This window comes from Jatrophihabitans sp. (assembly GCA_036389035.1).
Lineage (GTDB): Bacteria > Actinomycetota > Actinomycetes > Mycobacteriales > Jatrophihabitantaceae > Jatrophihabitans_A.
In genome coordinates this window covers 97468-121602 of sequence record DASVQQ010000009.1, presented here as the reverse complement: position 1 = coordinate 121602, position 24135 = coordinate 97468, and the positions used below count along the sequence as shown (strand labels likewise).

24 protein-coding genes are annotated in these 24135 nt (G+C 69.1%); 11 read left to right on the top strand and 13 right to left on the bottom strand.

The genetic code is table 11. The features are described from left to right. The 4 genes from VF557_06755 to purM all read left to right on the top strand — a co-directional run. A partial coding sequence (locus VF557_06755) for a hypothetical protein (GenBank protein ID HEX8079893.1) occupies positions 1-257 on the top strand: 257 nt, incomplete at its 5' end. Between the two features lie 32 nt (positions 258-289). Then, positions 290-841, top strand: a complete 552-nt coding sequence (locus tag VF557_06750; GenBank protein ID HEX8079892.1) for an MOSC domain-containing protein — start codon at positions 290-292, stop codon at positions 839-841. 111 nt (positions 842-952) lie between these two features. Then, the gene (gene purF / locus VF557_06745; protein HEX8079891.1) at positions 953-2536 is read left to right on the top strand and encodes an amidophosphoribosyltransferase; all 1584 of its coding nucleotides are present in this window, start codon (positions 953-955) and stop codon (positions 2534-2536) included. Further along, the gene (purM, locus tag VF557_06740) at positions 2533-3669 is read left to right on the top strand and encodes a phosphoribosylformylglycinamidine cyclo-ligase (protein HEX8079890.1); all 1137 of its coding nucleotides are present in this window, start codon (positions 2533-2535) and stop codon (positions 3667-3669) included. The genes purF and purM overlap by 4 nt, the downstream gene beginning before the upstream one ends. 12 nt (positions 3670-3681) lie before the next feature. Here purM and VF557_06735 read toward each other — a convergent pair whose 3' ends face one another. Then, positions 3682-3885: a DUF3073 domain-containing protein gene (locus VF557_06735; protein HEX8079889.1), complete on the bottom strand. Its 204-nt coding sequence runs from the start codon at positions 3883-3885 to the stop codon at positions 3682-3684. Between the two features lie 384 nt (positions 3886-4269). Between VF557_06735 and VF557_06730 the strand changes: the two genes are divergently transcribed. Further along, a complete protein-coding gene (locus tag VF557_06730) occupies positions 4270-4482 on the top strand; it encodes a BldC family transcriptional regulator (protein ID HEX8079888.1) in 213 nt (70 codons plus the stop codon). A gap of 80 nt (positions 4483-4562) precedes the next feature. On the opposite strand, the gene VF557_06725 is transcribed toward VF557_06730, so the two are convergent. Beyond that, positions 4563-4856 carry a hypothetical protein gene (locus VF557_06725; protein ID HEX8079887.1) on the bottom strand — a complete coding sequence of 98 codons (294 nt, stop codon included), beginning with the start codon at positions 4854-4856 and terminating at the stop codon, positions 4563-4565. Positions 4857-5213: 357 nt separating this feature from the next. On the opposite strand from VF557_06725, the gene VF557_06720 reads away from it, so the two are divergent. Then, positions 5214-6551, top strand: coding sequence for an FAD-dependent oxidoreductase (locus VF557_06720; GenBank protein ID HEX8079886.1), 1338 nt, complete (start codon positions 5214-5216; stop codon positions 6549-6551). 113 nt (positions 6552-6664) lie between these two features. Then, positions 6665-7993 carry an FAD-dependent monooxygenase gene (locus tag VF557_06715; protein HEX8079885.1) on the top strand — a complete coding sequence of 443 codons (1329 nt, stop codon included), beginning with the start codon at positions 6665-6667 and terminating at the stop codon, positions 7991-7993. Positions 7994-8198: 205 nt separating this feature from the next. Here VF557_06715 and VF557_06710 read toward each other — a convergent pair whose 3' ends face one another. The 5 genes from VF557_06710 to VF557_06690 form a co-directional block, all read right to left on the bottom strand. Then, positions 8199-9026 carry an alpha/beta hydrolase gene (locus VF557_06710; GenBank protein HEX8079884.1) on the bottom strand — a complete coding sequence of 276 codons (828 nt, stop codon included), beginning with the start codon at positions 9024-9026 and terminating at the stop codon, positions 8199-8201. An 11-nt stretch (positions 9027-9037) separates the two neighbouring features. Next, positions 9038-9988 carry a cyclase family protein gene (locus VF557_06705; GenBank protein HEX8079883.1) on the bottom strand — a complete coding sequence of 317 codons (951 nt, stop codon included), beginning with the start codon at positions 9986-9988 and terminating at the stop codon, positions 9038-9040. Continuing rightward, positions 9985-11154: an epoxide hydrolase gene (locus VF557_06700; GenBank protein ID HEX8079882.1), complete on the bottom strand. Its 1170-nt coding sequence runs from the start codon at positions 11152-11154 to the stop codon at positions 9985-9987. The genes VF557_06705 and VF557_06700 overlap by 4 nt, the downstream gene beginning before the upstream one ends. A 127-nt stretch (positions 11155-11281) precedes the next feature. Next, a complete protein-coding gene (locus tag VF557_06695) occupies positions 11282-12496 on the bottom strand; it encodes a sigma-70 family RNA polymerase sigma factor (GenBank protein ID HEX8079881.1) in 1215 nt (404 codons plus the stop codon). Between the two features lie 2 nt (positions 12497-12498). Further along, positions 12499-12870: a YciI family protein gene (locus VF557_06690; protein ID HEX8079880.1), complete on the bottom strand. Its 372-nt coding sequence runs from the start codon at positions 12868-12870 to the stop codon at positions 12499-12501. Between VF557_06690 and VF557_06685 the strand changes: the two genes are divergently transcribed. Next, complete coding sequence (locus VF557_06685) at positions 12854-14605, top strand: MFS transporter (protein HEX8079879.1); 1752 nt, start codon at positions 12854-12856, stop codon at positions 14603-14605. The two genes, VF557_06690 and VF557_06685, sit on opposite strands and share 17 nt — an antisense overlap. Before the next feature lie 57 nt (positions 14606-14662). Continuing rightward, the gene (locus VF557_06680) at positions 14663-15031 is read left to right on the top strand and encodes a VOC family protein (protein HEX8079878.1); all 369 of its coding nucleotides are present in this window, start codon (positions 14663-14665) and stop codon (positions 15029-15031) included. 108 nt (positions 15032-15139) lie between these two features. Here VF557_06680 and VF557_06675 read toward each other — a convergent pair whose 3' ends face one another. The 4 genes from VF557_06675 to VF557_06660 form a co-directional block, all read right to left on the bottom strand. After that, positions 15140-16360, bottom strand: a complete 1221-nt coding sequence (locus tag VF557_06675) for a CaiB/BaiF CoA-transferase family protein (protein HEX8079877.1) — start codon at positions 16358-16360, stop codon at positions 15140-15142. Beyond that, positions 16360-18588: a 3-hydroxyacyl-CoA dehydrogenase NAD-binding domain-containing protein gene (locus VF557_06670; protein HEX8079876.1), complete on the bottom strand. Its 2229-nt coding sequence runs from the start codon at positions 18586-18588 to the stop codon at positions 16360-16362. The genes VF557_06675 and VF557_06670 overlap by 1 nt, the downstream gene beginning before the upstream one ends. Beyond that, complete coding sequence (locus VF557_06665; GenBank protein HEX8079875.1) at positions 18588-19802, bottom strand: acetyl-CoA C-acetyltransferase; 1215 nt, start codon at positions 19800-19802, stop codon at positions 18588-18590. The genes VF557_06670 and VF557_06665 overlap by 1 nt, the downstream gene beginning before the upstream one ends. 86 nt (positions 19803-19888) lie before the next feature. Next, positions 19889-20707 carry an alpha/beta hydrolase gene (locus VF557_06660; protein HEX8079874.1) on the bottom strand — a complete coding sequence of 273 codons (819 nt, stop codon included), beginning with the start codon at positions 20705-20707 and terminating at the stop codon, positions 19889-19891. Between the two features lie 36 nt (positions 20708-20743). On the opposite strand from VF557_06660, the gene VF557_06655 reads away from it, so the two are divergent. Next, positions 20744-21235: a metallophosphoesterase family protein gene (locus VF557_06655; protein ID HEX8079873.1), complete on the top strand. Its 492-nt coding sequence runs from the start codon at positions 20744-20746 to the stop codon at positions 21233-21235. A 97-nt stretch (positions 21236-21332) separates the two neighbouring features. After that, positions 21333-22292 (top strand): LLM class F420-dependent oxidoreductase, encoded by a 960-nt coding sequence (locus tag VF557_06650; GenBank protein ID HEX8079872.1) that lies wholly within the window; start codon positions 21333-21335, stop codon positions 22290-22292. A 60-nt stretch (positions 22293-22352) separates the two neighbouring features. Here VF557_06650 and hutI read toward each other — a convergent pair whose 3' ends face one another. Both hutI and VF557_06640 read right to left on the bottom strand, forming a co-directional pair. Continuing rightward, the gene (hutI, locus tag VF557_06645) at positions 22353-23534 is read right to left on the bottom strand and encodes an imidazolonepropionase (protein ID HEX8079871.1); all 1182 of its coding nucleotides are present in this window, start codon (positions 23532-23534) and stop codon (positions 22353-22355) included. Further along, on the bottom strand, positions 23531-24106 hold the full coding sequence (locus tag VF557_06640) for an HhH-GPD-type base excision DNA repair protein (protein HEX8079870.1): 576 nt from the start codon (positions 24104-24106) through the stop codon (positions 23531-23533). The genes hutI and VF557_06640 overlap by 4 nt, the downstream gene beginning before the upstream one ends. Positions 24107-24135: the final 29 nt, after the last annotated feature.

Below are 24135 nucleotides of genomic sequence, written 5' to 3'. Positions count from 1 at the left end.
CCGCCGATGAAGTCAGCCAAGGTGTCGGGCGGCTCGAGGCATCAGGGCTGATGACAGTGAGCGGCACGTGCTTTGCGCTCACGAGCGATGGCCGAGCGCTGGTCGCACGCCGTACAGGCGGTCTGTTCGGGCAGGTTCGCTCGGTACAGGCGCTGCTTCGTCGCCATGACCTCGTGGACCGGCGGTGGCGAGTTCCTGAGGGCGCACTCGACGCTGCCGTCGACGCCTACCATCGCGGATGGCGCAAGGGCGGATAGAGGCGGGTTCGCCAGGCTGGCAGACTGTCGGAGTGAGCAGCGAGCAGCCGTCGGTGGTCGCAGTCAGCCTCGATGGCCGGCACCGCTTCAGCAAGGCGCCCGTCGACCAGATCACTCTCATCGCAGGCCACGGGGTGGAAGGCGATGCGCACGCCGGGGCCACCGTCAAGCACCGCTCCCGGGCACGTTGGAACAAGACCCTGCCCAACCTGCGCCAGGTGCACCTGATGCATGCCGAGCTGTTCGACGAGCTGGCCGAGCAGGGCTTCGAGGTCGAGCCCGGACAGCTCGGTGAGAACATCACCACCCGCGGGCTGGACCTGCTCACCCTGCCCACCGGCACGCTGCTGCGGATTGGTCCCGAGGCGGTGGTCGAGGTCACCGGCCTGCGCAACCCCTGCGTCCAGATCGACCGGTTCCAGCCAGGCCTGCTCAAAGCCGTCCTCATCAAGGCTGAGGACGGCCGGCTGGTGCGCAAAGTCGGCGTCATGGGAGTAGTGGTGCACGGCGGTGCGATCAGCCCGGCGGATCCGGTCACCGTGGAGCTGCCGGCGCAGCCGCACGCCGCTCTCGAACCGGTCTAGCCGTCACACCCGGGCCAGCCCTCCGAACGGGTTCAAGCCCGTCCAAATAGCTGCGGCGTTGCTCGGCCGTTCGGTGCGCGAGCACCGGTGGCCACCCCTTAGACTGTGTGCGTGGCGCGCGGAGACGGCAAGCTGACCCATGAGCTCGACCCCCACGACCAAGGACCGCAGGACCAGTGCGGCGTCTTCGGTGTCTGGGCACCCGGCGAAGAGGTCTCCAAACTCGCGTACTTCGGCATGTACGCCCTGCAGCACCGGGGCCAGGAGGCCGCCGGGATCGCGGTGAGCGACGGTTCCTCGATCCTGGTCTACAAGGATCTGGGCCTGGTCTCCCAGGTCTTCGACGAGGCGACGCTGGCGACCCTTAAGGGTCACATCGCCCTGGGCCACACTCGCTACTCCACCACCGGCTCCTCCAACTGGGAGAACGCCCAGCCGGTGTTCCGCACCACCAAGGCCGGCACCGGCCTGGCCCTGGCGCACAACGGCAACCTGGTCAACACCGCCGAGCTGCACGAGGCCGCCAGCGGCAACGGCGGCCGTGACCGGGGCTCGCAGCTGGAGGCCACCACCGACTCGGACCTGATGACCGAGCTGCTGGGCGCCCATCCGGACCTCTCGGTCGAAGAGGCCGCGATGCGGGTGCTGCCCATCATCAAGGGCGCCTTCTCGCTGGTCTTCATGGACGAGCACACCCTCTACGCCGCCCGCGACCCCCAGGGCGTCCGGCCGCTGTCGCTGGGCCGGCTCGACCGGGGCTGGGTGGTCACCAGCGAGTCCGCCGCGCTGGACATCGTCGGAGCCTCCTTCGTCCGCGAGGTCGAGCCCGGCGAGCTGATCGCGATCGATGAGGACGGCCTGCGCTCGCAGCGCTTCGCCAACCCCGACCCCAAGGGTTGCGTCTTCGAGTACGTCTACCTGGCCCGTCCGGACACCACCATCGCCGGTCGGTCGGTGCACTCGACCCGGCTCGAGATCGGCCGTCGGCTGGCCAAGGAGCACCCGGTCGAGGCCGACCTGGTGATGCCGACCCCGGAGTCGGGCACCCCCGCCGCGATCGGCTACGCCGAGGCCTCCGGAATCCCGTACGGCGTGGGGTTGGTCAAGAACGCCTACGTCGGCCGGACGTTCATCCAGCCCTCCCAGACCATCCGGCAGCTCGGCATCCGGTTGAAGCTCAACCCGTTGCGCGACGTCATCCGCGGCAAGCGGCTGGTGGTGGTGGACGACTCAATCGTGCGCGGCAACACCCAGCGCGCGGTGGTGCGGATGCTGCGTGAGGCCGGCGCGGTCGAGGTGCACGTCCGGATCGCCTCGCCGCCGATCAAGTGGCCGTGCTTCTACGGCATCGACTTCGCCACCCGCGCCGAGCTGATCGCCAGCGGGCTGGACGTCAACGGCATCCGGGCCTCGCTGGGCGCGGACTCGCTGGGCTTCCTGTCCTCAGAGGGCATGGTCGCGGCCACCGAGCAGCCCAAGACCCGGTTGTGCCGGGCCTGCTTCGACGGCAACTACCCGATCCCGCTGCCCCAGGTGGTCGGCAAGCACGTCCTGGAGGGGATCGGCCGGGCGGTCAACGGCCCGGCGCAGGGTCACGACCCGGCGCATGCCAACGGCAACGGCTCGGCAACGGCTGGCCGGGAGCCCGATCGGGTCGAAGGCTTCGCCGGCGCCGAGTCGCTGCGCCTGACGTGAGCCAGTCGAGCGCCCCCGACTCCACCGCGTCAGACCTCGTCGGCTCAGACCCCGCCCGTCCCGCCCGGCTTTCTTATGCAAGCGCCGGCGTCGACATCGAGGCCGGTGACCGGGCCGTCGAGCTGATGAAGGCCTCGGTCCGGCGGACGGCCCGTCCCGAGGTGCTGGGCGGCCTGGGAGGCTTCGCCGGGCTCTTCCAGCTCGACCTCGCCCGCTATCCCCAGCCGGTCCTGGCCACCTCGACCGATGGGGTGGGCACCAAGCTGGTGCTGGCCCAACAACTGGACCGGCACGACACCATCGGCATCGACCTGGTCGCGATGGTGATCGATGACCTGGTGGTGGTCGGCGCCGAGCCGCTGTTCATGACCGACTACATCGCCACCGGCAAGGTGATCCCGGAGAAGATCGCCCAGATCGTGGCCGGCATCGCCGAAGGCTGCGTGCAAGCCGGCTGTGCCCTGGTGGGCGGCGAGACCGCCGAGCACCCCGGGGTGATGGGTCCTGATGACTACGACATCTCCGGCGCCGGCACCGGCGTGGTCAACGCCGACGCGGTGCTGGGCCCGGACCGGGTGCTGGCCGGCGATGTGCTGATCGCCATCGGCTCCTCGGGTGTGCACTCCAACGGCTACTCGCTGGTCCGGCATGTGCTGGCCGGCGCGGGGCTGGCGCTGTCGGACAAGCCTGCCGAGCTCGCCGGACGCAGCCTGGGCGAGGAGCTGCTGACGCCCACCAGGATCTATGCCCAGGACTGCCTGCGGCTGATCGCCGACGGCGGCCTGGCCGGGGTGCACGCGTTCTCCCACATCACCGGTGGCGGCCTGGCCGCGAACCTGGAGCGGGTGCTGCCCGCCGGTCTGAGCGCCCAGGTCGACCGGGCCACCTGGTCACCGTTGCCGATCTTTCAGGTGCTCGCCCGGGCGGGCGCGATCGAGCGTGCCGAGCTGGAACCGGCCTTCAATCTCGGCGTCGGGATGGTGGCAGTGGTGTCAGCCGGGTACGCCGAAGCCGCGCTGGAGCTGCTGGCAGCCCACGGGCTGACCGCCTGGCGTCTCGGTGAGGTCACCGCCGCCGGCCCCGGCCAGGGCCGGGTTCGGCTGACCGGCGACTACGCGGCCAGCAGCTTCTAGGAGAAGCCGGAGCTAGCGGGGACCGCGCACCCAGCTCTGCTCGTCTTCGATGCCGTCGTCGGCGTAGGGATCGCCGTCCGAGCCTGCCTCGGAGTAGCCGGGATCGGCCGGATGGCCGAGCTCCCGCTGGAGTGCAGTGAAATCAGTGCTCTGGGAGTTGTACTTCAGCTCCCGCGCCACTTTTTGCTGCTTTGCCTTAGCACGGCCGCGCCCCATGGCTCGACCCCCTCGCTCGCACGGTCATCCGGGCGGAGTCGCTAGGGAAGTCCGCGCCGGGAATGAGTATCAATTCGTAGGTCCGAGAGTACATCGCAGATCGGCCAGCTCACACACCACCCGGAAGATGCTCTCAGCGGGTGTCGCATGTGGTGTTGAGCACGTTGCAGGTGGCCCGAGCAGGAGCTCGCTAACCCGCCGTGTTTCTGTGATCACCAACTGTGTAAGAAATACAGGTTTATAGCGCTTCGATGCGAAATCGTAATCTAAGGAGTCAAACTTCACAGCGTGCAGACAAGAAGTTGCATCGGAAACTGGTGCATACTTCCTAGGACGTCGCAACGGGATGCGCGTTATAAATATCCAGGAAGGGGGCGAGGGTCAATGACCAATCCTCGTCAACGTACAGAGTCTGAGCCGCTGCTGACTCCGTCAGAGGTGGCGACGCTCTTCCGAGTGGACCCCAAAACGGTTACTCGTTGGGCGAAGGCTGGCAAGCTTACCTCGATTCGCACGCTTGGCGGCCACCGCCGCTACCGTGAGTCAGAAGTTCGCTCGCTACTCGAGGGAAACACCAACACCCCTGCCGAGGTGTAACTCACCGAAGCTTGCCGAACGCCGCAGCTCCCGCCGGGACTGCGGCGTTCGTCATGTTCGAACAGATTTTTGAGCCGGATTCAGTCCGGTCCCGCTGGGAGCCCGCGGACCGGGGTGCCCGTTCGCCGGCGCGCGGATGGCAGCCGTCGTCGCGGCGGTGACCGCCCGGCGGGGTAGGCCTGCAGAAGTTGGTCGGCGGCTTCCAGGGTGCGCCCCGTGGCCCACAGCACCGCATCCGAGCCGGTGGCGGGCGAGGCCATCAGGTCACTGATCTGGCCCAGCTGCGCCCGGCTCAGCTCCGCCTGGTGGAACTCATCGCCACACCCGCCGCCCCGTCGCACCCGTCGCACCGGAGCCGCCAGGGCGCTGGGCATGCCTCTGCCGCACCACAGTGGCTGCCGTCCGACGAGCCATCAGCCATCGCCGTCCGGGCGGACACCTCGACGTACCTCACTTGCCGGCCGCGTGGCGCGCAGCCAATTCGAGTGCGCCCGACGGCGAACAGCGGTTCGCGGCCAAATGCGGCAGGTGAGGAGAGTTGGAAACGCCCAACCGGTGCAAGGGTAGATCAGTGCTGCTTGCCGCCTGCCAGTACGACCCGCGCCCTAACTCGGGTGCCGGCGCAGTGTCGCGCGTGCGCGACGGGCGGCCAGTTGCCACCCAGCCATCATGACCGCCGCTCGTCAAGCGGCATGACCACAGTTCGCCGGTCTCGAAAGGAAAATCCAACAATGAGCCTAGTCCTGGGTGAACGCGCAATCGTTCTGGGCGCTGGCATGGCCGGCCTGCTGACCGCGCGAGTGCTCTCCGACCGCTACCGGCAGGTCCTCGTCATCGAACGCGACCCGATCGCCGAGATCGGCGAGGCGCGCAAGGGCGTGCCTCAGGGCAGGCACGCGCATGCCTTGCTGGCTCGCGGTCAGCAGATTCTGGAAGAGCTGTTTCCCGGCCTGCAACAGGAACTCACCGACAACGGCGTGCTGAGCTGCGACCTGGCCGGCAACCTGCGCTGGTACTTCAACGGCGCGCGGCTGAAGCAGAAGGATTCCGGTCTGCTCAGCGTGTCGGCTACCAGGCCGCAACTGGAAGGGTACGTGCGCCAGCGGGTCACCTCGATACCCAATGTCGAACTGCGCAATCTCACGGTGGTCAACGGCCTGGAGCGCACCGCCGACCACAGCCGGGTGACCGGTGTGCGCGTCACCGGAGTGGCCTCCGACTCCGAGCCCGAGGTGCTGACCGCCGACCTGGTGGTCGACGCCACCGGACGGGGCAGCCGCAGCCCGGCCTGGCTGGAGGAGATGGGCTACGAGCGTCCGGTCGAGGAGAAGGTCAAGATCGACCTGGCCTACACCACCCGGTTGTTCAAGCTGGGCACCGATCCGTACGGCACGGACCTGTCGATCAACTCGGTGGCCCACCCGGGCAACCCGCGGGGCGCGTTCTTCGCCCGCCTCGACGAGGACACCGCGATGCTGTCGCTGACCGGCCTGCTCGGTGATCAACCGCCTCGTGACGACGAGGGATTCCTGCAGTACGCCAAGTCCCTGGACGCCAAGGAGATCTACCAGACCGTCAAGGACTCGGTGCCGGTCGACGACGCGGTCACCTTTCACGTGCCCGCCAGCGTCCGGCGACGCTATGACCAGCTCACCCGCTTCCCGGACGGGTTCCTGGTCATCGGCGACGGGGTGTGCGCGTTCAACCCGGTCTACGGCCAGGGCATGACGGTCGCGGCCATGGAGGCGGTGGCGCTGGCCAAGCACCTCGAGCAGGGACCGGCGCGGCCGCTCAGCTTCTTGAAGGAACTCAAGCCGATCGTGGACGTGCCGTGGGACATCTCCGCCGGCGGTGACCTGGCCTTCTCGGGCGTTCAGGGCAAGCGCACTTTGAAGGGCCGGATGGGCAACGCCTACATCTCCAAGCTGCACACGGCTGCCCAGTTCGACGGCAGGTTCACCGCGGCCTTCTTCCGGGTGGCCGGCCTGATCGACCGTCCCGAAGCGCTGATGCGGCCCAGCCTCATGCTCGGCGTCCTGCGCACCGTCCGCGCCAACCGCAACCGCTGATGCGGGCCTGGCCCCCGCGGCTGCGTCGACGAGGACGCAGGCCGGAGCAAGCGCAGTTGAGAAACCACCCAACCGAAACCGAACTCGGTCGCCAAGACCTTGAGGAGACTCCCGTGACTCAGTACGTAGGAAACCGGGCCGTGGTGCTCGGAGGCAGCATCGTCGGAACGCTGGCAGCGCGGGTGCTGTCGGAGTTCTACCGCGAGGTCGTCGTGGTGGACCGTGACACGGTGCTCGACGTCTACTCGTTGCGCAAGGGCGTTCCGCACGCCGCGCACGCCCACGCCTTCCACAGCCGCGGCTATGACAACGTGATGGAGCTGTTCCCGGACCTGCCCGCGGACCTGGACAAGCACGGGATCCCGCAGCCGGACCTCGGCCACATGCGCTGGTACTTCAACGCCCAGCTCCTGCAGCGGACCACCACCGGGCTGAGGTCCATCGGCGCCCAGCGGCCGATCATCGAAGGCATCCTGCGCGCCAAGGTCGCCGCCCTGCCGAACGTGATCTACCGCGAGAAGACCGAGGTTCTCAGCCTGCTGGCCTCCGAGGACGGCGCCCGCATCAGCGGGGTGCGGATCAGCCCGGTGGGCGCCTCGGGTGAGGAGTCGGAGCTGGAGGCCGACCTGGTCATCGACACCACCGGCCGTGGGTCACGTACCCCGGTGTGGCTGGAGCAGCTCGGCTACGAGCGCCCGCCCGAGGAGCGGATGAACATCGGCCTGACCTACACGACGCGGCTGTTCCACCACCGGCCCGGCATGCTGGAAGACACCCAGTCGGTCAACCCGGTCGCTTCGCCGGCACACCCGCGAGGCGCGTTCTTCGGCCGGGTCGCGCCGGACACCTGCATCCTGTCGCTCACTGGCATCCTGGGCGACAAGCCACCGACCGACAGCGAGGGCTTCCTGGACTACGTAAAGTCGCTGCCGGTGTCCGAGGTCTATGACGCGGTCCACGACGCCGAGCCCATGACCGACGCCGTGTCGTTCGGCTTCCCCGCCAGCGTCCGGCGTCACTACGAGTCCATGGCGCGGTTCCCGGATCGCCTCTTCGTCCTCGGTGACGCGCTGTGCAGCTTCAACCCGGTGTACGGGCAGGGAATGATGGTCGCCACGATCGAGGTCATGGCACTGCGCGAGCACCTGTCGGCCGGCGCCCATCCCGACTCGGCGGCGCTGCGGACCGAGCTCGCCGCGATCGTCGACGACCCGTGGATGATCTCGACGAGCGGTGACCTCGACTTCCCGGAGGTGCCGGGCGAGCGCAGCCCCGAGGTGCTGATGGGCAACGAGTTCATCGGCAAGCTGACGGTCGCCGCCACCCAGGACCCGGTGCTCACCGACGCCTTCTTGCACGTGGCCGGCCTCAAGCGCCCGCTCACGTCGCTGATGGAGCCCGAGATCATCGAGCGGGTCGAGAAGCACTCTCCGACAGTATGAGCACCGGCCACGACCGCTACGCCCCCTAGCCGGCTGTCATAGCCTCGCCCGTCAGCGCGAACACGCCCGCTCGGCCACGGCCGAGCGGGCGTTGCTGTGCTCAGTGACAGCAAGGGCATTCCTGCTCTGGCACACTCGCTCAGCCTGGAACGTGCGAAGCGGGGCACTCCGTACGCCGGAGTGCCCCGCTTGGTCCGTGAGGTGTTTAGGTGGTGAAGTATTGAATTATCGGGTCGGCGACCTCAGCCAGTGGCATGACGTGACTGGCTCCCTCGATGGTCACCAGCTGTCCATCAGGAATGCAGTCGGCTACGACAGCGCATGCGTTGCGCTGCCACTGCGGACTCAACCCGCCCTGCATCACCAGGGTGGGGACCGACACCTTGTTCATAATGTCGGTGGGCACCGGTCCATCGCCGAGAATCTCGTGATCGTAGGGAATGGTGCGGGCCAGTCCGTTGAACATCGGCCATGCCGGGTGACTCCGGAAACGCCTCACGAAATCGTCGGAGTGTCCCACGGCCTCTTTCAGAAACAGCAGAACCGCGTCGTCGTAGCGCTCGGCGGCGAGCAGTGCCTTGAGCCGCGCCAGGTACTCGGGCGTGGTATCCGGCCTGCCCTCCTCGCTCTCTCCGTAGGGTGGCTCGTAAATCACGAGCTTGGCCATCGGCACGCCCCGGGCAGCGGCGAAGAGAGCTATGATGCTCCCGGTGCAGTTGGCAATCACGTAGGGCAGCTCGCTGGACTCGGCGATGACTGCGGCGAGATCGTCGATCTCCAGTTCCAGCGAGTACTTTTCGGGATCAATGCGAGCGCTGTCGCCACGGTCGCGCCGGTCGTAGTTGATAACGGTGAACTTGTCGGTAAGCAGGTCCACCAGTGTTTCGAACATGACCCGCTGATTCAGGCCACCGCTCACGATCACCACGGGAGGGCCCTGTCCGACGCGGTCGTAGGCGATCATCGTCCCGTCGCTCGAGGTGACGGTGTGGATCGGTGGTTCAGCTTTCTGATCAAGGGCCTGCTCAGTCATGTTCGTAACTCCTACTTGATTGCAAGGGGATTGACGGGGGAACCGACTGCCCGGCTGATGGGAAGCGGCGGCGCGACGAACAGGAACTCCCAGCAGCCGTCGGTATGGCAGTCCTCGGCAAGCTCGTCCAGGTCGAGGATTTCGCACAACGACATCCCCATGTCCCGGATGAGGACCATGTGGACGGTGAGCAGGGCGTCCGGTGATTCGCCGGGCAGCACCTCGATCGCCCAGTTGTCCGAACCGACGGCGGCGACATCGCGCTCGTGCAACCATTCGCAGCAACGCTGGCCCAGGCCCGGCTCGCCGGCCATGAACGCAGCGGCGTCGCCCTCCTGGACGAACTTGCGCCGCCACCCTGTGCGGAACAGCAGGATGTCACCCGGCAGCACCGTCACGCCCTGCGCCTGGCAGGCCGCGTCGAGGTCTTCCGGAGTGATGACCGTTCCGGCCTCGAGCCAGTCGACGCCCTTCAGCGCAGCGATGTCGAGCAGCACGCCGCGGCCGGCGATGCCAGCCGCCTGCTTGTCGATCGAACAGCGAACAGCGCCCTTGACGGTGGTGTCGCCGGCGGGAAAGCCGTTGTACATGCGGTCGTCGTAGTAGACGTGGGCCAGCGCGTCCCACTGGCTGGAGCTTTGCAGGGGCATGAAGATGTAGTCGTCGGCATAGCGGAACCCGCCCGGGAACACCTGCTCGGCGCCGGTCTCGGACATCAGATGGATCGGGTTGCCGCGCATGCCGCTCTGCGGCCCGTTCTCATCCAGCGGGATGCCGAGAGGGAACACCCTGCCCCTGCGCACTAACTGCGCGGCGGCAGCCAGCCGCTCACCGGTGATCAGGTTTACGGTGCCCCGCTCGTCCTGCTCCCCCCAGCGTCCCCAGTTGCTCAGCCGGCGCCCGAGCGTCCGGAAGTCCTCGACTGCGACCTGCGGTTCGTTGACCGGTTCGGTCCGGGTCACGTCCCGGGCCGCTCGATCGTCCGCCGGAACTTCCGAACCTCCTCGATGTAGAGGTCGGGCTCCTCGAGAGCGGCGAAGTTCCCGCCCCGATCGAATTCCGACCAGTGGACGAGGGTCGGGAAATCGCGCTCGAGGAAGCGGCGCACCGGAAGGAACGGCGCGTGCGGGAAGACGGCGACACCCAGCGGCATGCTGATCGGGTCATAGCGGCCGGTCCTGAGGTTCACCGGCAGGTACTCGGCGATCTCGTAGTAGAACTGGGCCGAAGAGGCGCCGGTCTGGGTCAGCCAGTAGGACATCACGATCGTGAGGATGCGGTCCCTCGTCACGGCATCCTCAGGGGCCTTCTCCGAGTCGGTCCAGTCCTTGAACTTCTCCACGATCCAGGCCAGCTGGGCCACCGGTGAGTCGTTCAGCCCGTAGCCGACGGTGTGCGGACGGGTGGACTGCAACTTCATGGAACCGGACAGGTCGCGGACGAACCGCTCGAAGTGATCCATCCGCGCCCGCTCGTCGGCGTTCAGGTCGGCCAGCTCCGCAGGGTCGTCGGTGGCCGGCATGGACGGCACGCCGTTGAGGTGCAGCGCGATCAGGTGCTCAGGGTCCATCGCGGCCAGGGCCAGGTTGACGCCGATGCCGAAGTCGGCGGCCTGTGCCATGTAGCGGTCATATCCGAGCCGGCTCATCAGCTCGGCCCAGGCACGGGCGACGCGGACAGTGTCCCAGCCGCCCTCACCGGCCGGGCCGGACAGCCCGAAACCTGGCATGGAGGGGATGACGAGATGGAACGCGTCAGCCGGGTCGCCCCCATGCGCGCGAGGATCGGTCAATGGCCCGATCACGTCGAGGAATTCCACTACCGAGCCGGGCCAACCGTGGGTGATCAGCAGCGGTACGGCGTTCTCTTCGGGCGAGCGGACGTGTATGAAGTAGACGTTCGCGCCGTCGATCGTCGTGGTGAACTGCGGGATCTGGTTCAGCTCGGCCTCGGCCTGGCGCCAGTCGTAGGAGTGCCTCCAGTAGTCCACCAGCTCGCGGAGGTAGTCCTGGGGCACCCCTCTGGCCCAGCCCGCTTCGGGCAGTCCTTGCGGCCAGCGAATGTGCGAAAGCCGGAACCGCAGATCCTCCAACGCGTCCTCGGTGACATTTACCTGGTATGGCTGCACTGATAACTCCTCAACTCGGCACCTCAACACAGCAGGGCGGGGTATAGGGTTAAATGTGCAGGCGTTTGCAGGTCCTATGCGTCTTCGCGCGTGCGGTGCTGCAGCGCCGGATCGAAGGCCGGCCGTTCTACATCGAAGGCGGGGCCGCGCGAGATTCGAGATAGCGCTGCTCGGGAAGGCTCAGCGTCCCGCGCGCAGCCAGGCGGTAGTAGTGCCGGGCAGTTTCTGAATCACCGGTCATTTCCAGCAGATGGGCCCGGACAGCGTGACCGCGGTAGTGCCGAAGCAGAACGGGGTCTTCCGAGGCCACGTCAAGCTCTTGCAAGCCGGCGGCGGGCCCGTGCACCATCGCGACTGCCACGATCCGGTTGAGTTCCACCATGGGCCCCGGAGCGACCATGCGCAGCAGGTCGTAGAGCCCCAATATCTGCGGCCAGTCGGTATCGGCAGCGGTGGCCGGCTGAGCGTGCACAGCCGCGATCGCCGCCTGCAACTGGTAGGGGCCGACCACGGCAGCGGTGGGAAGGGTCTGCTCGAGCAAGGCAATGCCCTCTTCGATCGCACAGCGATTCCACAGCGTGCGATCCTGGTCGGCTAGCGCCACGATGGCGCCATCGGAGCGGGTACGGGCGGGGCGACGGGCGTCGGTGAGCAGCATCAACGCCAGCAGCCCAGTCACCTCGCCGTCCTCGGGCAGGAGCTCGTGCAGTTGCCGGGCCAGCCGGATCGCTTCGGCGGTCAGTTCGACGCGGATGAGCGAACCGCCCGAACTGGCTGCGTAGCCTTCGTTGAATACCAGATAGAGCACCCGCAACAGGGCCGGCATCCGGCTCTGCCGCTCTTCGGGAGTGGGCAGCAGGAACTCCGCGCCGGTGTCTTTGATGCGTCTTTTGGCTCGCAGGATGCGCTGACTCACGGTTGACTCGCTCACGAGCAAGGCACTGGCGATTTCAGAGGTGGTCAGGCCCCCGACAGCCCGCAGGGTCAGCGCGATCTGTGAAGCCTCCGTCAGGGACGGGTGGCAGCAGAGCAGGTACAGGGTCAGGGTGTCATCGACGCCGGCCGCCGACTCCAGCTCCGGCGCCGAGACGACCGCGGCGGCATCCTCGCGCTCCCGGCGCGCTTGCTCACTGCGCCAGAGGTCGATGCGACGCCGCGAGGCCGCGGTGATCAGCCACGCCTTCGGGTTGCGCGGGACGCCTTCGTGAGGCCACTGGACAGCCGCTGCCAACATGGCCTCCTGAACGGCGTCCTCGCACAGGTCGAAGTCACCGTACTTGCGAAGGACCGCGTTGAAGACCTGTGGCGTCAGGCCTCGCAGCAGCAGCTCAAGAGCCTCCACCGTCAGAAATCGATGCTCTTCAGATCCATGACCGGCCGAATCTCGACCTCACCGTATTGGGCGTCGGGCACTTGGGCTGCGATCTGCACGGCGCGTTCACGATCGTCGCACTCGATGAGCAGGAAGCCCACCAGGTGCTCCTTCACTTCGGCGTACGGGCCGTCGATCGTGACGGCCACGCCGTCCCTCATGGCCACCACTGTGCTTTCGGAGGGGTCTGCCAGACCTTCGGCGGCGATGAGTTCACCGGACTCGTGCAGCGACTGGCTCAGCGCCATGTGGTTGCGGCCGAACTCCATGCGCTTGTCATCGGGCCAGGTCTCCCACAACTGCTGGAAATTCGGATTGCTCCGAATCATGACTAGGTACCTCACCAAGCGCCTCCTTGCGACTTCAGACATCTATTTCGGTGCGTGTCGGATTCAGGACCAGCGCTCCGACGTCCATAGTGTGCGGGCACTCGCGCAATGCGGTCAAACGCCGCAGCGCACGCACCGGCAACTGCCGGGCCGTGTAACCGATGCCAGGAAAGAAGGAGAGCCGATGACGACGCATTCAGAGCAAGCCGCAGCCGAGCCGGCTGGCGGCCAGGCTGGCTCCTCGGCAAGCGCAGCAGCCTTGACGAGCGGCGGTCCGCCTCGGAATGCTGAGCCCCCAGACCCCCGGCGATGGAAAGCGCTGGCGGTTCTGGGATTCGTCGAGTTCATGCTGGTCCTCGATGTCACCGTGGTGAACATCGCGTTGCCCAGCATCCAGGCAGACCTGCGCTTCTCCGAGGCCGGCCTGCCCTGGGTCGTCAACGCCTACGTGATCATGGCGGGTGGTCTGCTGCTGTTCGGCGGCCGGCTGGCCGACATCTTCGGTCGGCGGCGGCTGTTCATGGTCGGGGTGGTCATCTTCGCCCTCGCCTCGGTCTTGTGCGGCAGTGCCCAGAACTCCTCGGTCCTGGTCATCGGACGATTCCTGCAAGGGGCCGGTGAGGCCTGTGCGGCCCCGGCCGCGCTGGGCATGATCGCGCTGCTGTTCACCGACCAGGCTGAGCGCGCCAAGGCTTTCGCGATCTGGGGCGGCCTGGCCGGCCTCGGCGGCGTCACCGGCACAGTGATCTCCGGGGTGCTGGTGGATCTCACGTCATGGCGATGGATCTTTTTCATCAACGTCCCGGTCGCGCTGGTGGCGCTGATCCTCATTCCGCGCTGGACCAAGGAGAGCCGGATGAAGCGCGAGCACGACCGCCTGGACTTCACCGGCGCGTTCGCCGGCACGGCGGGTCTGCTGGCCATCGTCTACGGCCTGTTGCAGGTGGTACCGAACTCGTGGGGCTCGTGGCGGGTGCTGGTCCCGGTGCTCGGCGGACTGCTGCTCGTGGCAGGCATGTTCGTCTGGGAGGGGCGCTCGCCCACACCGTTGATTCCACGCAGCTTCTTCTCCAACCGAACCCGGCTGGTCGCCAATGTGAGCACGCTCCTCAGCACGGCGGCCTTCTTCGGCTATGCCTTTCTGCTGACCCTGTTCGAGCAGCAGGTGCTGGACTACAGCCCGATGGCCAGTGGCATGTCCTACGTGCCGTTCGGCCTCAGCATCGGCATGGGCATCGGATTGAGCAGCGTCCTCATGCTGCGCATCGGTGTTCGGAAGGTACTGGCAATCGGGTTCTTCGGCGCCGGGGTGGGGCTGTTCCTGGCCAGCATGATCGATCCGTCGAGCTCCTACGTAGGCGGTGTGTTGCCAGGCATGCTCGTGCTGGGATTGTCGATCGGCATGACTATCCCGGCCTCGGCCAGCGCGGCGCTGCACGAGGTCGACGAGCAGAACTCGAGCCTGGCCTCCGCGGTTCAGATCGTGATGCAGCAGGTGGGGGCCGCGATCGGCATCGCGTGCCTGGCCGCGCTGGCCTTCAGCCACACGGCGAATCGTCGTAATGACGGCGCTTCACCGGTGGAGGCCGTGGCCAGCGGCTACGGCCTGTCCTTCCAGGTGGGAGCCGTGCTCATGCTGGCGGCGATGTTGCTGGTGCTGCTCCTGCTAGGAAGCCCGAAACCGGTCGACCCGGGCGTCGCCGGCGCCCCGCAACCCGCTCCTGATCACGCCGAACCCGCAGGGGCCTGACTCCTCAGCGCCGCCTGTGACCCAGAACCCATCCGCAACTCAAGATAGGAAAACATCATGTTCGACACGGCACAAGCATTCAGCGGCTTCTCGGTGAACGACGTCGACGCCGCCAAGAAGTTCTACGGTGAGACCCTGCAGGTCCCGTTCACCGAGGATCACGGGATGCTCAAGCTCCATCTCGGCCCCGGCAAGGACGTCCTGGTGTACCCGAAGGGTGATGAGCACGTGCCCGCGGAGTACACCATGCTGAACTTCGCCGTCGATGACATCGACTCGGCCGTGGAGAAGTTGCGGTCAGTGGGCATCACACCCGAGCCGTTCGACGGCGTGGACGACAAGGGCGTCATGCGGCTCGGCGGGCCGCCGATCGCCTGGTTCAAGGATCCGGCCGGCAACATCTGCTCGGTGATCCAGGAGGACTGACGCCCCGAGCCTGGCGCCCTCGATGGGCCCGGGTAGCGGACACGGCAGTGGCCAGGCCCGTTTCGGCAGGCCTGGCCACTGGGCTTTCTCTGGGATGCCGCGCCGAAGTCAGTTTCCTGGTATTCGCGGTGCTTCCTCGGTGTTGCCCAGGACGCCGGCCGCTCGCAGCTCGGCGAGCCGGCCGGCGGAGTAGCCCAGCTCGGTGAGCACCTGCTCGGTGTCGGCCCCCAGCGCCGGCGGCGGCCCGGCCACCGTCGCGGGAGTCGCGCTGAATCGCGGCACGGGACTGGCGACCTGAACTCCGGCCACCTCGACGTAGGAGCCGCGGGCCTGGTTGTTCGGGTGCTCAGGAGCTTCGGCCAGGGTCAGCACCGGCGCCACGCAGGCGTCGGAGCCGGCGAACAGCTCAGCCCACTCATCGCGCGGCCGGCCGGCGAAGATCCCGGCCAGCAGGTCCACCAGCTCCGCCGCGTGCCCCGGGTCCAGCGGTGACGGGGTGGTGGCCGGATCCAGCCCGAGAGTGGTGAGCAGCTCGTCCCAGAATTTCGGCTCCAGCGCGCCGACCGCGACGTACCGGCCGTCCGAGCAGGTGTAGCAGCGGTAGTGCGGCACGCCGCCGTCGAAGATGTTGGCCTGCCGCTCGTCCCGCCACAGGCCGTGGCCGTGCAGGGTGCGCACCATGGTCGCCAGGTAGGCGGCCCCGTCGACCATCGAGGCGTCGACGACCTGGCCGGCCCCGGTGGACCGGGCGCTGAGCACCGCTGCCAGTAACCCGACAGCCAGTGACATGGCCCCGCCGCCGAAGTCGCCGATGTAGTTGGCCGGCGGGGTCGGCGGGCCGACCGCCGGGCCGATGCCGTGCAGCAGCCCCGAGACGGCCAGGTAGGTGATGTCATGGCCGGCGGTCCGCGCCTGCGGGCCGTCCTGGCCCCAGCCGGTCATCCGCCCGTAGACCAGTCGGGGGTTGCGCTCCAGCGCCTGCTTCGGCCCGATGCCCAACCGCTCGGCCACTCCGGGCCGGAACCCTTCGATGAGCACGTCCATGCCGGCCACCAGGTCCAGCGCCACCGCCGCGCCGGCCGGCTGGCGCAGGTCCAGCGCCACCGATCTGCGGCCGCGCCCGAGCGGGCCGGTCGGGCCGAGGATGGTCGTCAGCGGATCGACGCCGGGGTTCAGCCGGTCGATCCGGATCACCTCGGCGCCGAGATCGGCCAGCAGCATCCCGAGAAAGGGCACCGGCCCGATCGCAGGCAGCTCCAGGACGCTGATGCCGTTCAGCGGGCCGGGCGTCGGCTCGACGTGCCTGCTGGCGCCGGGTGCGTCCGGCATCAGAAGCTCTCGCCGTTGCCGGCCTTCTTGACCAGCAACGGCGGCGGGCTGAACCGGTCGCCGTGGCGTTCGGCGAGCTGCTCGGCTCGGGCGAGGAAGCCCGACACGCCGCGGCCGGTCGAGCCCTGGTAGCCGTTGACGTACTGCAGCACGCCGCCGGTCCAGGGCGGAAATCCGATGCCCATGATCGAGCCGATGTTGGCGTCGGCGACCGTGGTGAGCACGCCTTCCTCCAGGCAGCGCACCGACTCCAGCGCCTCGACGAACAGCATCCGCTCTTCCAGCTCGGTCAGCTCGTGCTCGGCCGGGTTGCCGTGGCCCCCGAACTCCGCGGCCAGGCCGGGCCAGAGGCCGGTGCGCTTACCAGCCTCGTCGTAGTCGTAGAAGCCGGCGCCGCGAAGCCGGCCGGGACGTCCGAGGTCCAGCATCCGGTCCACCACCGCTTCGCCGGGATGGGCGGGCAGCACGCCGCCCGCGGCGGCCACCGCGGTCCGGGTCTCGTGGCGGATCTTGGCGTACAGCTCGAGGTTGAGCTCGTCGGCCAGCTGCAGCGCCCCGACCGGGTAACCGGCCTGGGTGGTGGCCTGCTCGACGGTGGCCGGGTGCACGCCCTCACCGAGCATCGCCAGCGCCTCGTTGACGAAGGTGCCGATCACCCGGCTGGTGAAGAAGCCCCGGCTGTCTCCGACGACGATCGGGGTCTTCTTGATCTGGCGGGCGAAGTCCAGGGCCCGCGCGAGCGCGGAGTCCGAGGTCTGCTCACCCCGGATGATCTCCAGCAGCGGCAGCTTGTCCACCGGTGAGAAGAAGTGCAGGCCGAGAAAGTCCTGCCGGCGGGTGACGCCCTCGGCCAGGGTGGTGATCGGCAGCGTGGAGGTGTTGGAGCCGAGCAGCGCGTCCGGCGCCACCACCGGCTCGACCTCGGCGAGCACCTGGTGTTTGAGCCCGAGGTTCTCAAAGACCGCTTCGATGACCAGGTCGCAGCCGGCCAGCTCGGCCACCGAGTCGGTCGGCGTGATCCGGGCCAGCACCTGATCGCGCTCTGCCTGGCTCACCTTGCCGCGCGAGACGGCCTTGTCCAGCAGCTTGCGCGAGTAGTCCTTGCCCTTCTCCGCGGCCGCCGCGGAGACGTCGCGCAGCACCACCTCGATGCCGTTTCGGGCCGCCACGTAGGCGATGCCGGCGCCCATCATGCCGGCGCCGAGCACCGCGACCCGGCTGACCTGGCGGGGCTCGAAGCCGGCCGGCCGGCTGGCCCCGGAGTTGATCGCGTTCAGGTCGAACCAGAACGCCGAGATCATGTTCTTGCTGACCTGGCCCCGTACCAGGTCGGTGAGGTAGCGGGTCTCGATCCGCAGCGCGGTGTCGATGTCTACCTGGCTGCCCTCCACCGCGACGGCCAGGATGTGGTGCGGCGCCGGCATCGGCGCGCCCTTGAGCTGCTTGCGCAGGTTGGCGGGAAAGGCCGGCAGCATCGCCGCGAACGACGGGTTGGCCGGGGTGCCGCCGGGAATCCGGTAACCCTTGCGATCCCACGGCTGCGCCGGCCGCGGGTTGGCCGCGATCCAGCGCCGGGCCGCCGCCAGCAGCTCGTCGGGAGTGCCGGCCAGCTCGTCGACGATGCCGACCTCGACGGCTTCGGCCGGGCCCAGCCGCTGGCCCTTGAGCAGCAACTTCATCAGGGCGTCGGCGATGCCGAGCATCCGGACCGTCCGGATGACCCCGCCGCCGCCGGGCAGCAGGCCGAGGGTGACCTCCGGCAGTCCGAACTCGGCCTTCGCGCACTCCAGCGCGATCCGATGGTGGCAGGCCAGCGCGATCTCCAGCCCGCCGCCCAGGGCGGTGCCGTTCAGCGCGGCGACCACCGGCCGGGGATAGGTCTCGAGCCGGCGCAGCTGGGCCTTGAGCTTCTCGGCGGCGGCGAAGAACTCGGCCGCGGTCTCGTCGGTGACCTGGCTGAGCAGCCGCAGGTCACCGCCGGCGAAGAAGGTGTCCTTGGCCGAGGTCAGGATCACGCCGGTGATGGCGTCCTGCTCGGCGTAGAGCCGGTCGACGGCCGGGCCGAGGGAGTCCTGGAAGGCGGCGTTCATGGTGTTGGCACGCTGGTCGGGATCGTCCATCGTCAGCGTCACGACGCCGTCGGCGTCGAGGTCCCAGCCGATCATGCCGGTCGCCCTGGTCGTGTCGGTCGTCCTGCTCGTGTCGGTCGTGCCGGTGCTGCCGGTCATCAGATGCGCTCCACGATCGTGGCCACGCCCATGCCGCCGCCCACGCAGAGGGTGGCCAGGCCGTAGCGCTGGTCGCGGCGTTCCAGCTCGTCGATCAGGGTCGACAGGATCATCGCCCCGGTGGCGCCCAGCGGGTGGCCGAGGGCGATCGCGCCGCCGTTGACGTTGACTTTCTCGGCCGGCACGTCCAGATCGCGCAGGAACTTCAGCACGACGGCGGCGAAGGCCTCGTTGACTTCGAAGAGGTCGATCTGGGAGACGCGCAGACCGGCCTTGGCCAGCGCCTTGCGGGCGGCCGGGGCCGGCCCGGTCAGCATGATCGTCGGCTCCTGGGCCACCACCCCGGTCGCCACGATCCGGGCTCGCGGCCGCAGGCCCAGCTCGGCGCCGGCCTGCTCGCTGCCGATCAGCATCAGCGCGGCCCCGTCCACGATGCCCGAGGAGTTGCCGGCGGTGTGCACGTGGTTGATCCGTTCCACCCAGTGGTACTTCTGCTGGGCGACCGCGTCGAAGCCGCCCAGCTCGCCCATTCCCTCGAACGAGGCCGGCAGCTTGCCCAGCGTCTCGACGGTGGTGCCCGGCCGCGGAAACTCGTCATGGTCGAGCACGGTGAGGCCGTTGCGGTCGCGCACCGGGACCAGCGACCGGCCGAAGGCGCCGTTGGCCTGGGCCTTGGCGGCCTTGGTCTGGGAGTCCGCGGCGAAGGAGTCGACGTCGCTCCTGCTGAAGCCCTCCAGGGTCGCGATCAGGTCGGCGCTGATGCCCTGCGGCACGAAGCTGGTGGCGTAGGCGGTCTCGGGGTCCATCGCCCAGGCGCCGCCGTCGGAGCCCATCGGCACCCGCGACATCGACTCGACCCCACCGGCCAGCAGCAGGTCCTCCCAGCCGGATCGGACCTTCTGGGCGGCCAGGTTGACCGCTTCGAGGCCCGAGGCGCAGAACCGGTTGACCTGGACGCCCGCGCCGGACGTGGTCAGGCCGGCCGCCATCGCGGCGGTCCGGGCGATCACCGCGCCCTGGTCGCCGATCGGAGACACCACGCCGAGGACCACGTCCTCGATCCGGGCCGGGTCCAGGCCGGGGTTGCGCCGCTGGATCTCGGTGATCAGGCCGACCAGCAGCGAGATCGGCTTGACCTCGTGCAGCGACCCGGTCTGCTTGCCCCGTCCGCGTGGGGTGCGGATCGCGTCGTAAACGAATGCCTCGGTAACCATCAGCGCTCACCATCTTCTCGGGACCGGCTGTGTTACTACACGGTAACCGGCCACCAGGCCGGCCGCCGTCCTGGAGGCGGCCGCGTTCAGCCCAGCAGGTCCGGCAGCAGTTCGAGGGCCGCCTGCCAGGCCGGTGCGGCCGGGTCGATCACCGCGAAGTGGCCGCCGGTCACCTCCACCACGTCGGCGTCGTCACCGGCCGCCCGGGCCGCCCGGACGTAGTCGACGCTCTGGGAGAAGGGCACCGTGTCATCGTCGCGGGCGTGCAGGCAGCGCACCGGGACGCCCAGCGGCAGCCGGTGCAGTGGGCTGGCCAACTGGTAGGGCTCGGGCACCTCATCGGGGTGGCCGCCCAGCAGCCGGGGCACGGCGCCGGTCCCGAGGTCGTCGGCGGCTCCCTGGACCAGGTCCAGCACGCCGGCCTGCGCGATCACCCCGGTCAGCCGGACCCGGGGTGCCGCCCCGACCGCGCCCGCGGGTAGTCCCGGCCGGGCGGCTGCCCAGGCGGCGAGGTGACCGCCCGCCGAGTGCCCGATCGCCACCACCCGGCCGAGGTCGAGCTCGGGGGACCGGGTGCCGGAGCTGCTGAGATCGGCGCCGCTGACGTCGGCCAGCAGGTCGATGCCGGCTGCCACATCGGCCAGCGTGTTCGGCCAGCCACCGCCGTTGCCGACCCGGCGGTACTCCAGGTTCCAGGCGGCCCAGCCACGGGCAGCGAGATCCGCGGCCAGCGGCGCGCCGAGATCGGCGCCGTAGCGAGCCTTCCAGAACCCGCCGTGGATCACGATCACGGTGCCCGGCCGCCTATGTCCGGTCGGCAGGTACAGCTCGCCGTACTGGGACTCGTCGCTGCCGTAGCGGTGCCGGCTGACGGTGCCGGCCGCTGGCTGATCCGTGTCGTCCACGGCCGTCAGTCTGCCGCGCTGTGTCAGGCTGGAGCCATGAGGGTGGCCGTGCTGTCCGACACCCACGCGCCCCGGTACTGGAAGTCCTGCCCGCCGGCGGTCGCGCGGGTGCTGGAGCACGTCGAGGTGATCCTGCACGCCGGTGACGTCTGCATCCCGGACGTGCTCGACGAGCTGTCGGGGTGGGCGCCGGTGCACGCGGTGCGCGGCAACAACGACGGCCCGGACGTGGCCGACTGGGGCGCGCCTGACACCCTCACCCTGGAGCTGGCCGGCCTGCGGGTGGCGATGGTGCACGACAGCGGCGCGAGGATCGGCCGGCCGGCCCGGCTGCGGCGCCGGTTCCCCGACGCCGGGCTGGTGGTGTTCGGGCACTCGCACATCCCGCTGAACGAGGAGCACGACGGCCAGCGGATCTTCAATCCCGGCTCGCCCACCGACAAGCGCCGCCAGCCCCGGGGCACGGTCGGGCTGCTGCTGATCGAAGACGGCGAGCTGGTCCAGGCCGACATCGTGGCGGTGACCTGAGGAGGCTCGGCGCGCCCCGGGCGACAGCCCTGCCGCGGCCCGGCACCCGGGCGACAGCCCTGCTGCGCTTACTTCTCCGGTGCGGCAGACTTGCCCCATGACACGATTCGGAATCTTTGTGCCGCAGGGCTGGCGGATGGACCTGGTGGGAATCGGTGACCCGGTCCAGCAGTGGGAGGCGATGACCGCGGTCGCCAAGGCAGCCGACGAGGGCTCCTGGGACTCGATCTGGCTCTATGACCACTTCCACACCGTTCCCGAGCCCAGCACCGAGACGACCTTCGAGTGCTGGACGGCCACCGCGGCGCTGGCCCGTGACACCTCCCGGGTCAATATCGGCCAGATGGTGGGCTGCAACGGTTACCGCAACCCGGCGCTGTACGCCAAGATCGCCTCCACCGTGGACGTGGCCAGCAACGGCCGGCTCTACTCCGGGATCGGGGCCGGCTGGTACGAGCACGAGTGGAAGGCCTACGGCTACGAGTGGCCCGAGCTCAGGGACCGGATGGGCGCCTTCCGCGAAGCCGTCGAGATCGTGGTCGGCATGTGGACCCAGGACGAGTACCGGTTCAGCGGCAAGTACTACTCGGTCGACAAGCCCATCAACGAGCCCAAGGGCGTCCGCAAGCCGCACCCCTCGCTGTGGATCGGCGGCGGCGGCGAGAAGGTCACCCTGAAGCTGGTCGCCCAGTACGGCGACGCGGCCAATGTCGGCGCCGGTGACCCGGCAGTGATCACCGACAAGCTGGCGATCCTCAAGCAGCACTGCCAGACCCTCGACCGGGACTACGACCGGATCATCAAGTCCACCAACCTGAACGTGTTCCCGCTCGACGCCGGAGGCGACCCGGTGGCGGCCACCGAGAAGGCCCGCGGCGGCATCGACTTCGACGAGTTCGCGGCCGGCACCGTGATCGGCACCGACGACGAGATCGCCGCCAAGGTCGACGCGGCGCTCGAGGCCGGGGCGGACTACATCATCTTCTACGTGCCCGGCGTTGCCCATGACCTGGACCTGGTGACCCGGGCTGAGGGAATCGCCCGCCGGTTCGGCTGAGCCACTCGGTTCGGCCGAGCCGCTTGATTAGCCTGAGCCGCTCAGTTCAGCTGAGCCGTCTCAGAACGGGCCGGCCGGCGCGCCGGTCAGCCCTTCGTTGATCCAAGGCGTGCCGTCGATCCAGACCTGGGAGATCAGCGGCACGCCCGGCCGGTAGGCAAGGTGCAGGTAGCTGGGCGCGTCCAGCACGGTGAGGTCGGCCCGCAGGCCCACCGCCAGCCGGCCGATGTCCTCGCGCCGCAACGCCTGGGCGCCGCCGGCGGTGGCGGCGCGCACCGCCTCGGCCGGGGTCATCCGCATCTCGCGGACGGCCAGCGCGATCGCCAGCGGCATCGAGGTGGAGAACCCGGAGCCGGGATTGCAGTCAGTCGCCAGCGCCACCGTCGCCCCGGCGTCGAGCAGGCCGCGGGCGTCGGGGTAGGGCGAGCGGGTGGAGAACTCCACCAGCGGCAGCAAAGTCGCCACGGTGGACGAGCCGGCCAGGGCGTCGATGTCGGCTGCCGACAGGTGCGTGCAGTGATCGGCGCTGGCGGCGTCGAGTTCCACGGCCAGCGCCACCCCGCCACCGGCGCTCAGCTGGTTGGCGTGCAACCGCGGCGCCAGCCCGGCGGCCATCCCGGCCCGCAGCACCGCCCGGCTCTCGGCCACGTCGAAGGCGCCCTGCTCGCAGAACACGTCCACCCAGCGGGCGTGCGGCGCGCAGGCCTGCAGCATCGGCCCGCAGACCAGGTCGAGGTAGTCGCCGCGGTCGATGCCGGCCGGCACCACGTGGGCGCCGAGAAAGCTCACCTCGGACGTCTGCTCGGCGGCCAGCCGGACGGAGCGCTGTTCGGTGGCCACGTCCAGGCCGTAGCCGGACTTGCACTCGAAGGTGGTCACCCCGGCCGCGTGCAGCTCGGCCGCCAGCCGGGTCAGGTTGGCCCGCAGCTGCTCGTCCGAAGCCGCCCGGGTAGCGGCCACCGTGGACCGGATGCCGCCCGCGGAGTAGGGCGTCCCGCTCATCCGGGCGGCGAACTCCTCGGCCCGGTCACCGGCGAACACCAGGTGAGCGTGCGAGTCGACGAACCCCGGCAGGACGCAGCGGCCACCGACGTCGATGGCGTTGTCGGCAGCCGGCGCCCGGGCGGCCGGGCCGATCCAGGCCAGCAGCCCGTCCTCGATCACCAGCGCGGCGTCGGTGATCTCGCCGAGCTCGGGGTCCTGAGTGGCCAGCAGCCCGATCCCGGTCAGCAGCAGGCTCATGTGCCGGCCTGGGCGGCGGCCTTCGCCTGCTTCTTGAAGTCGCGGACCTTCTTCAGCGACTCACCGTCGACCACGTCGGCCACCGACCGGAAGGACCCGGACTCGCCGTAGGCCGCCGCCGCGGTGTCCCAGCCGGCCGGCCGGACCCCGAACTGCTTGCCCAGCAGTGCGGTGAAGATCCGGGCCTTCTGCTGGCCGAAGCCGGGCAGGCCGGCGATCCGCTTGACCAGCTCCGGCCCGTCCGCGGCGGTGGTCCACACCGATGCGGTGTCGCCGTCGTACTGCTCGACCAGCGCCCGGCACAGCTCCCGCACCCGCTTGGCCATCGCGGCCGGGAACCGGTGCAGGGCCGGCACCCGCCGGAACAGCTCCTCCAGTTCGCCCTCGTCGTAGTCGGCGATCTGGACCGCGTCCAGCCGCGCCACCCCGAGCCGCTCGGCGAGCACCTGGGGTGAGGTGAAGGCTTTCTCCATCGGGATCTGCTGGTCCAGCAGCATGCCGACGAGCAGTGCCAGGGGGTCCTCGGCCAGCAGCGCGTTGGCTTCCGGCGTGGTCGCGAGATGCAGGCTCATGCGCCCATCTTGGTACAAGGCGCCGACTT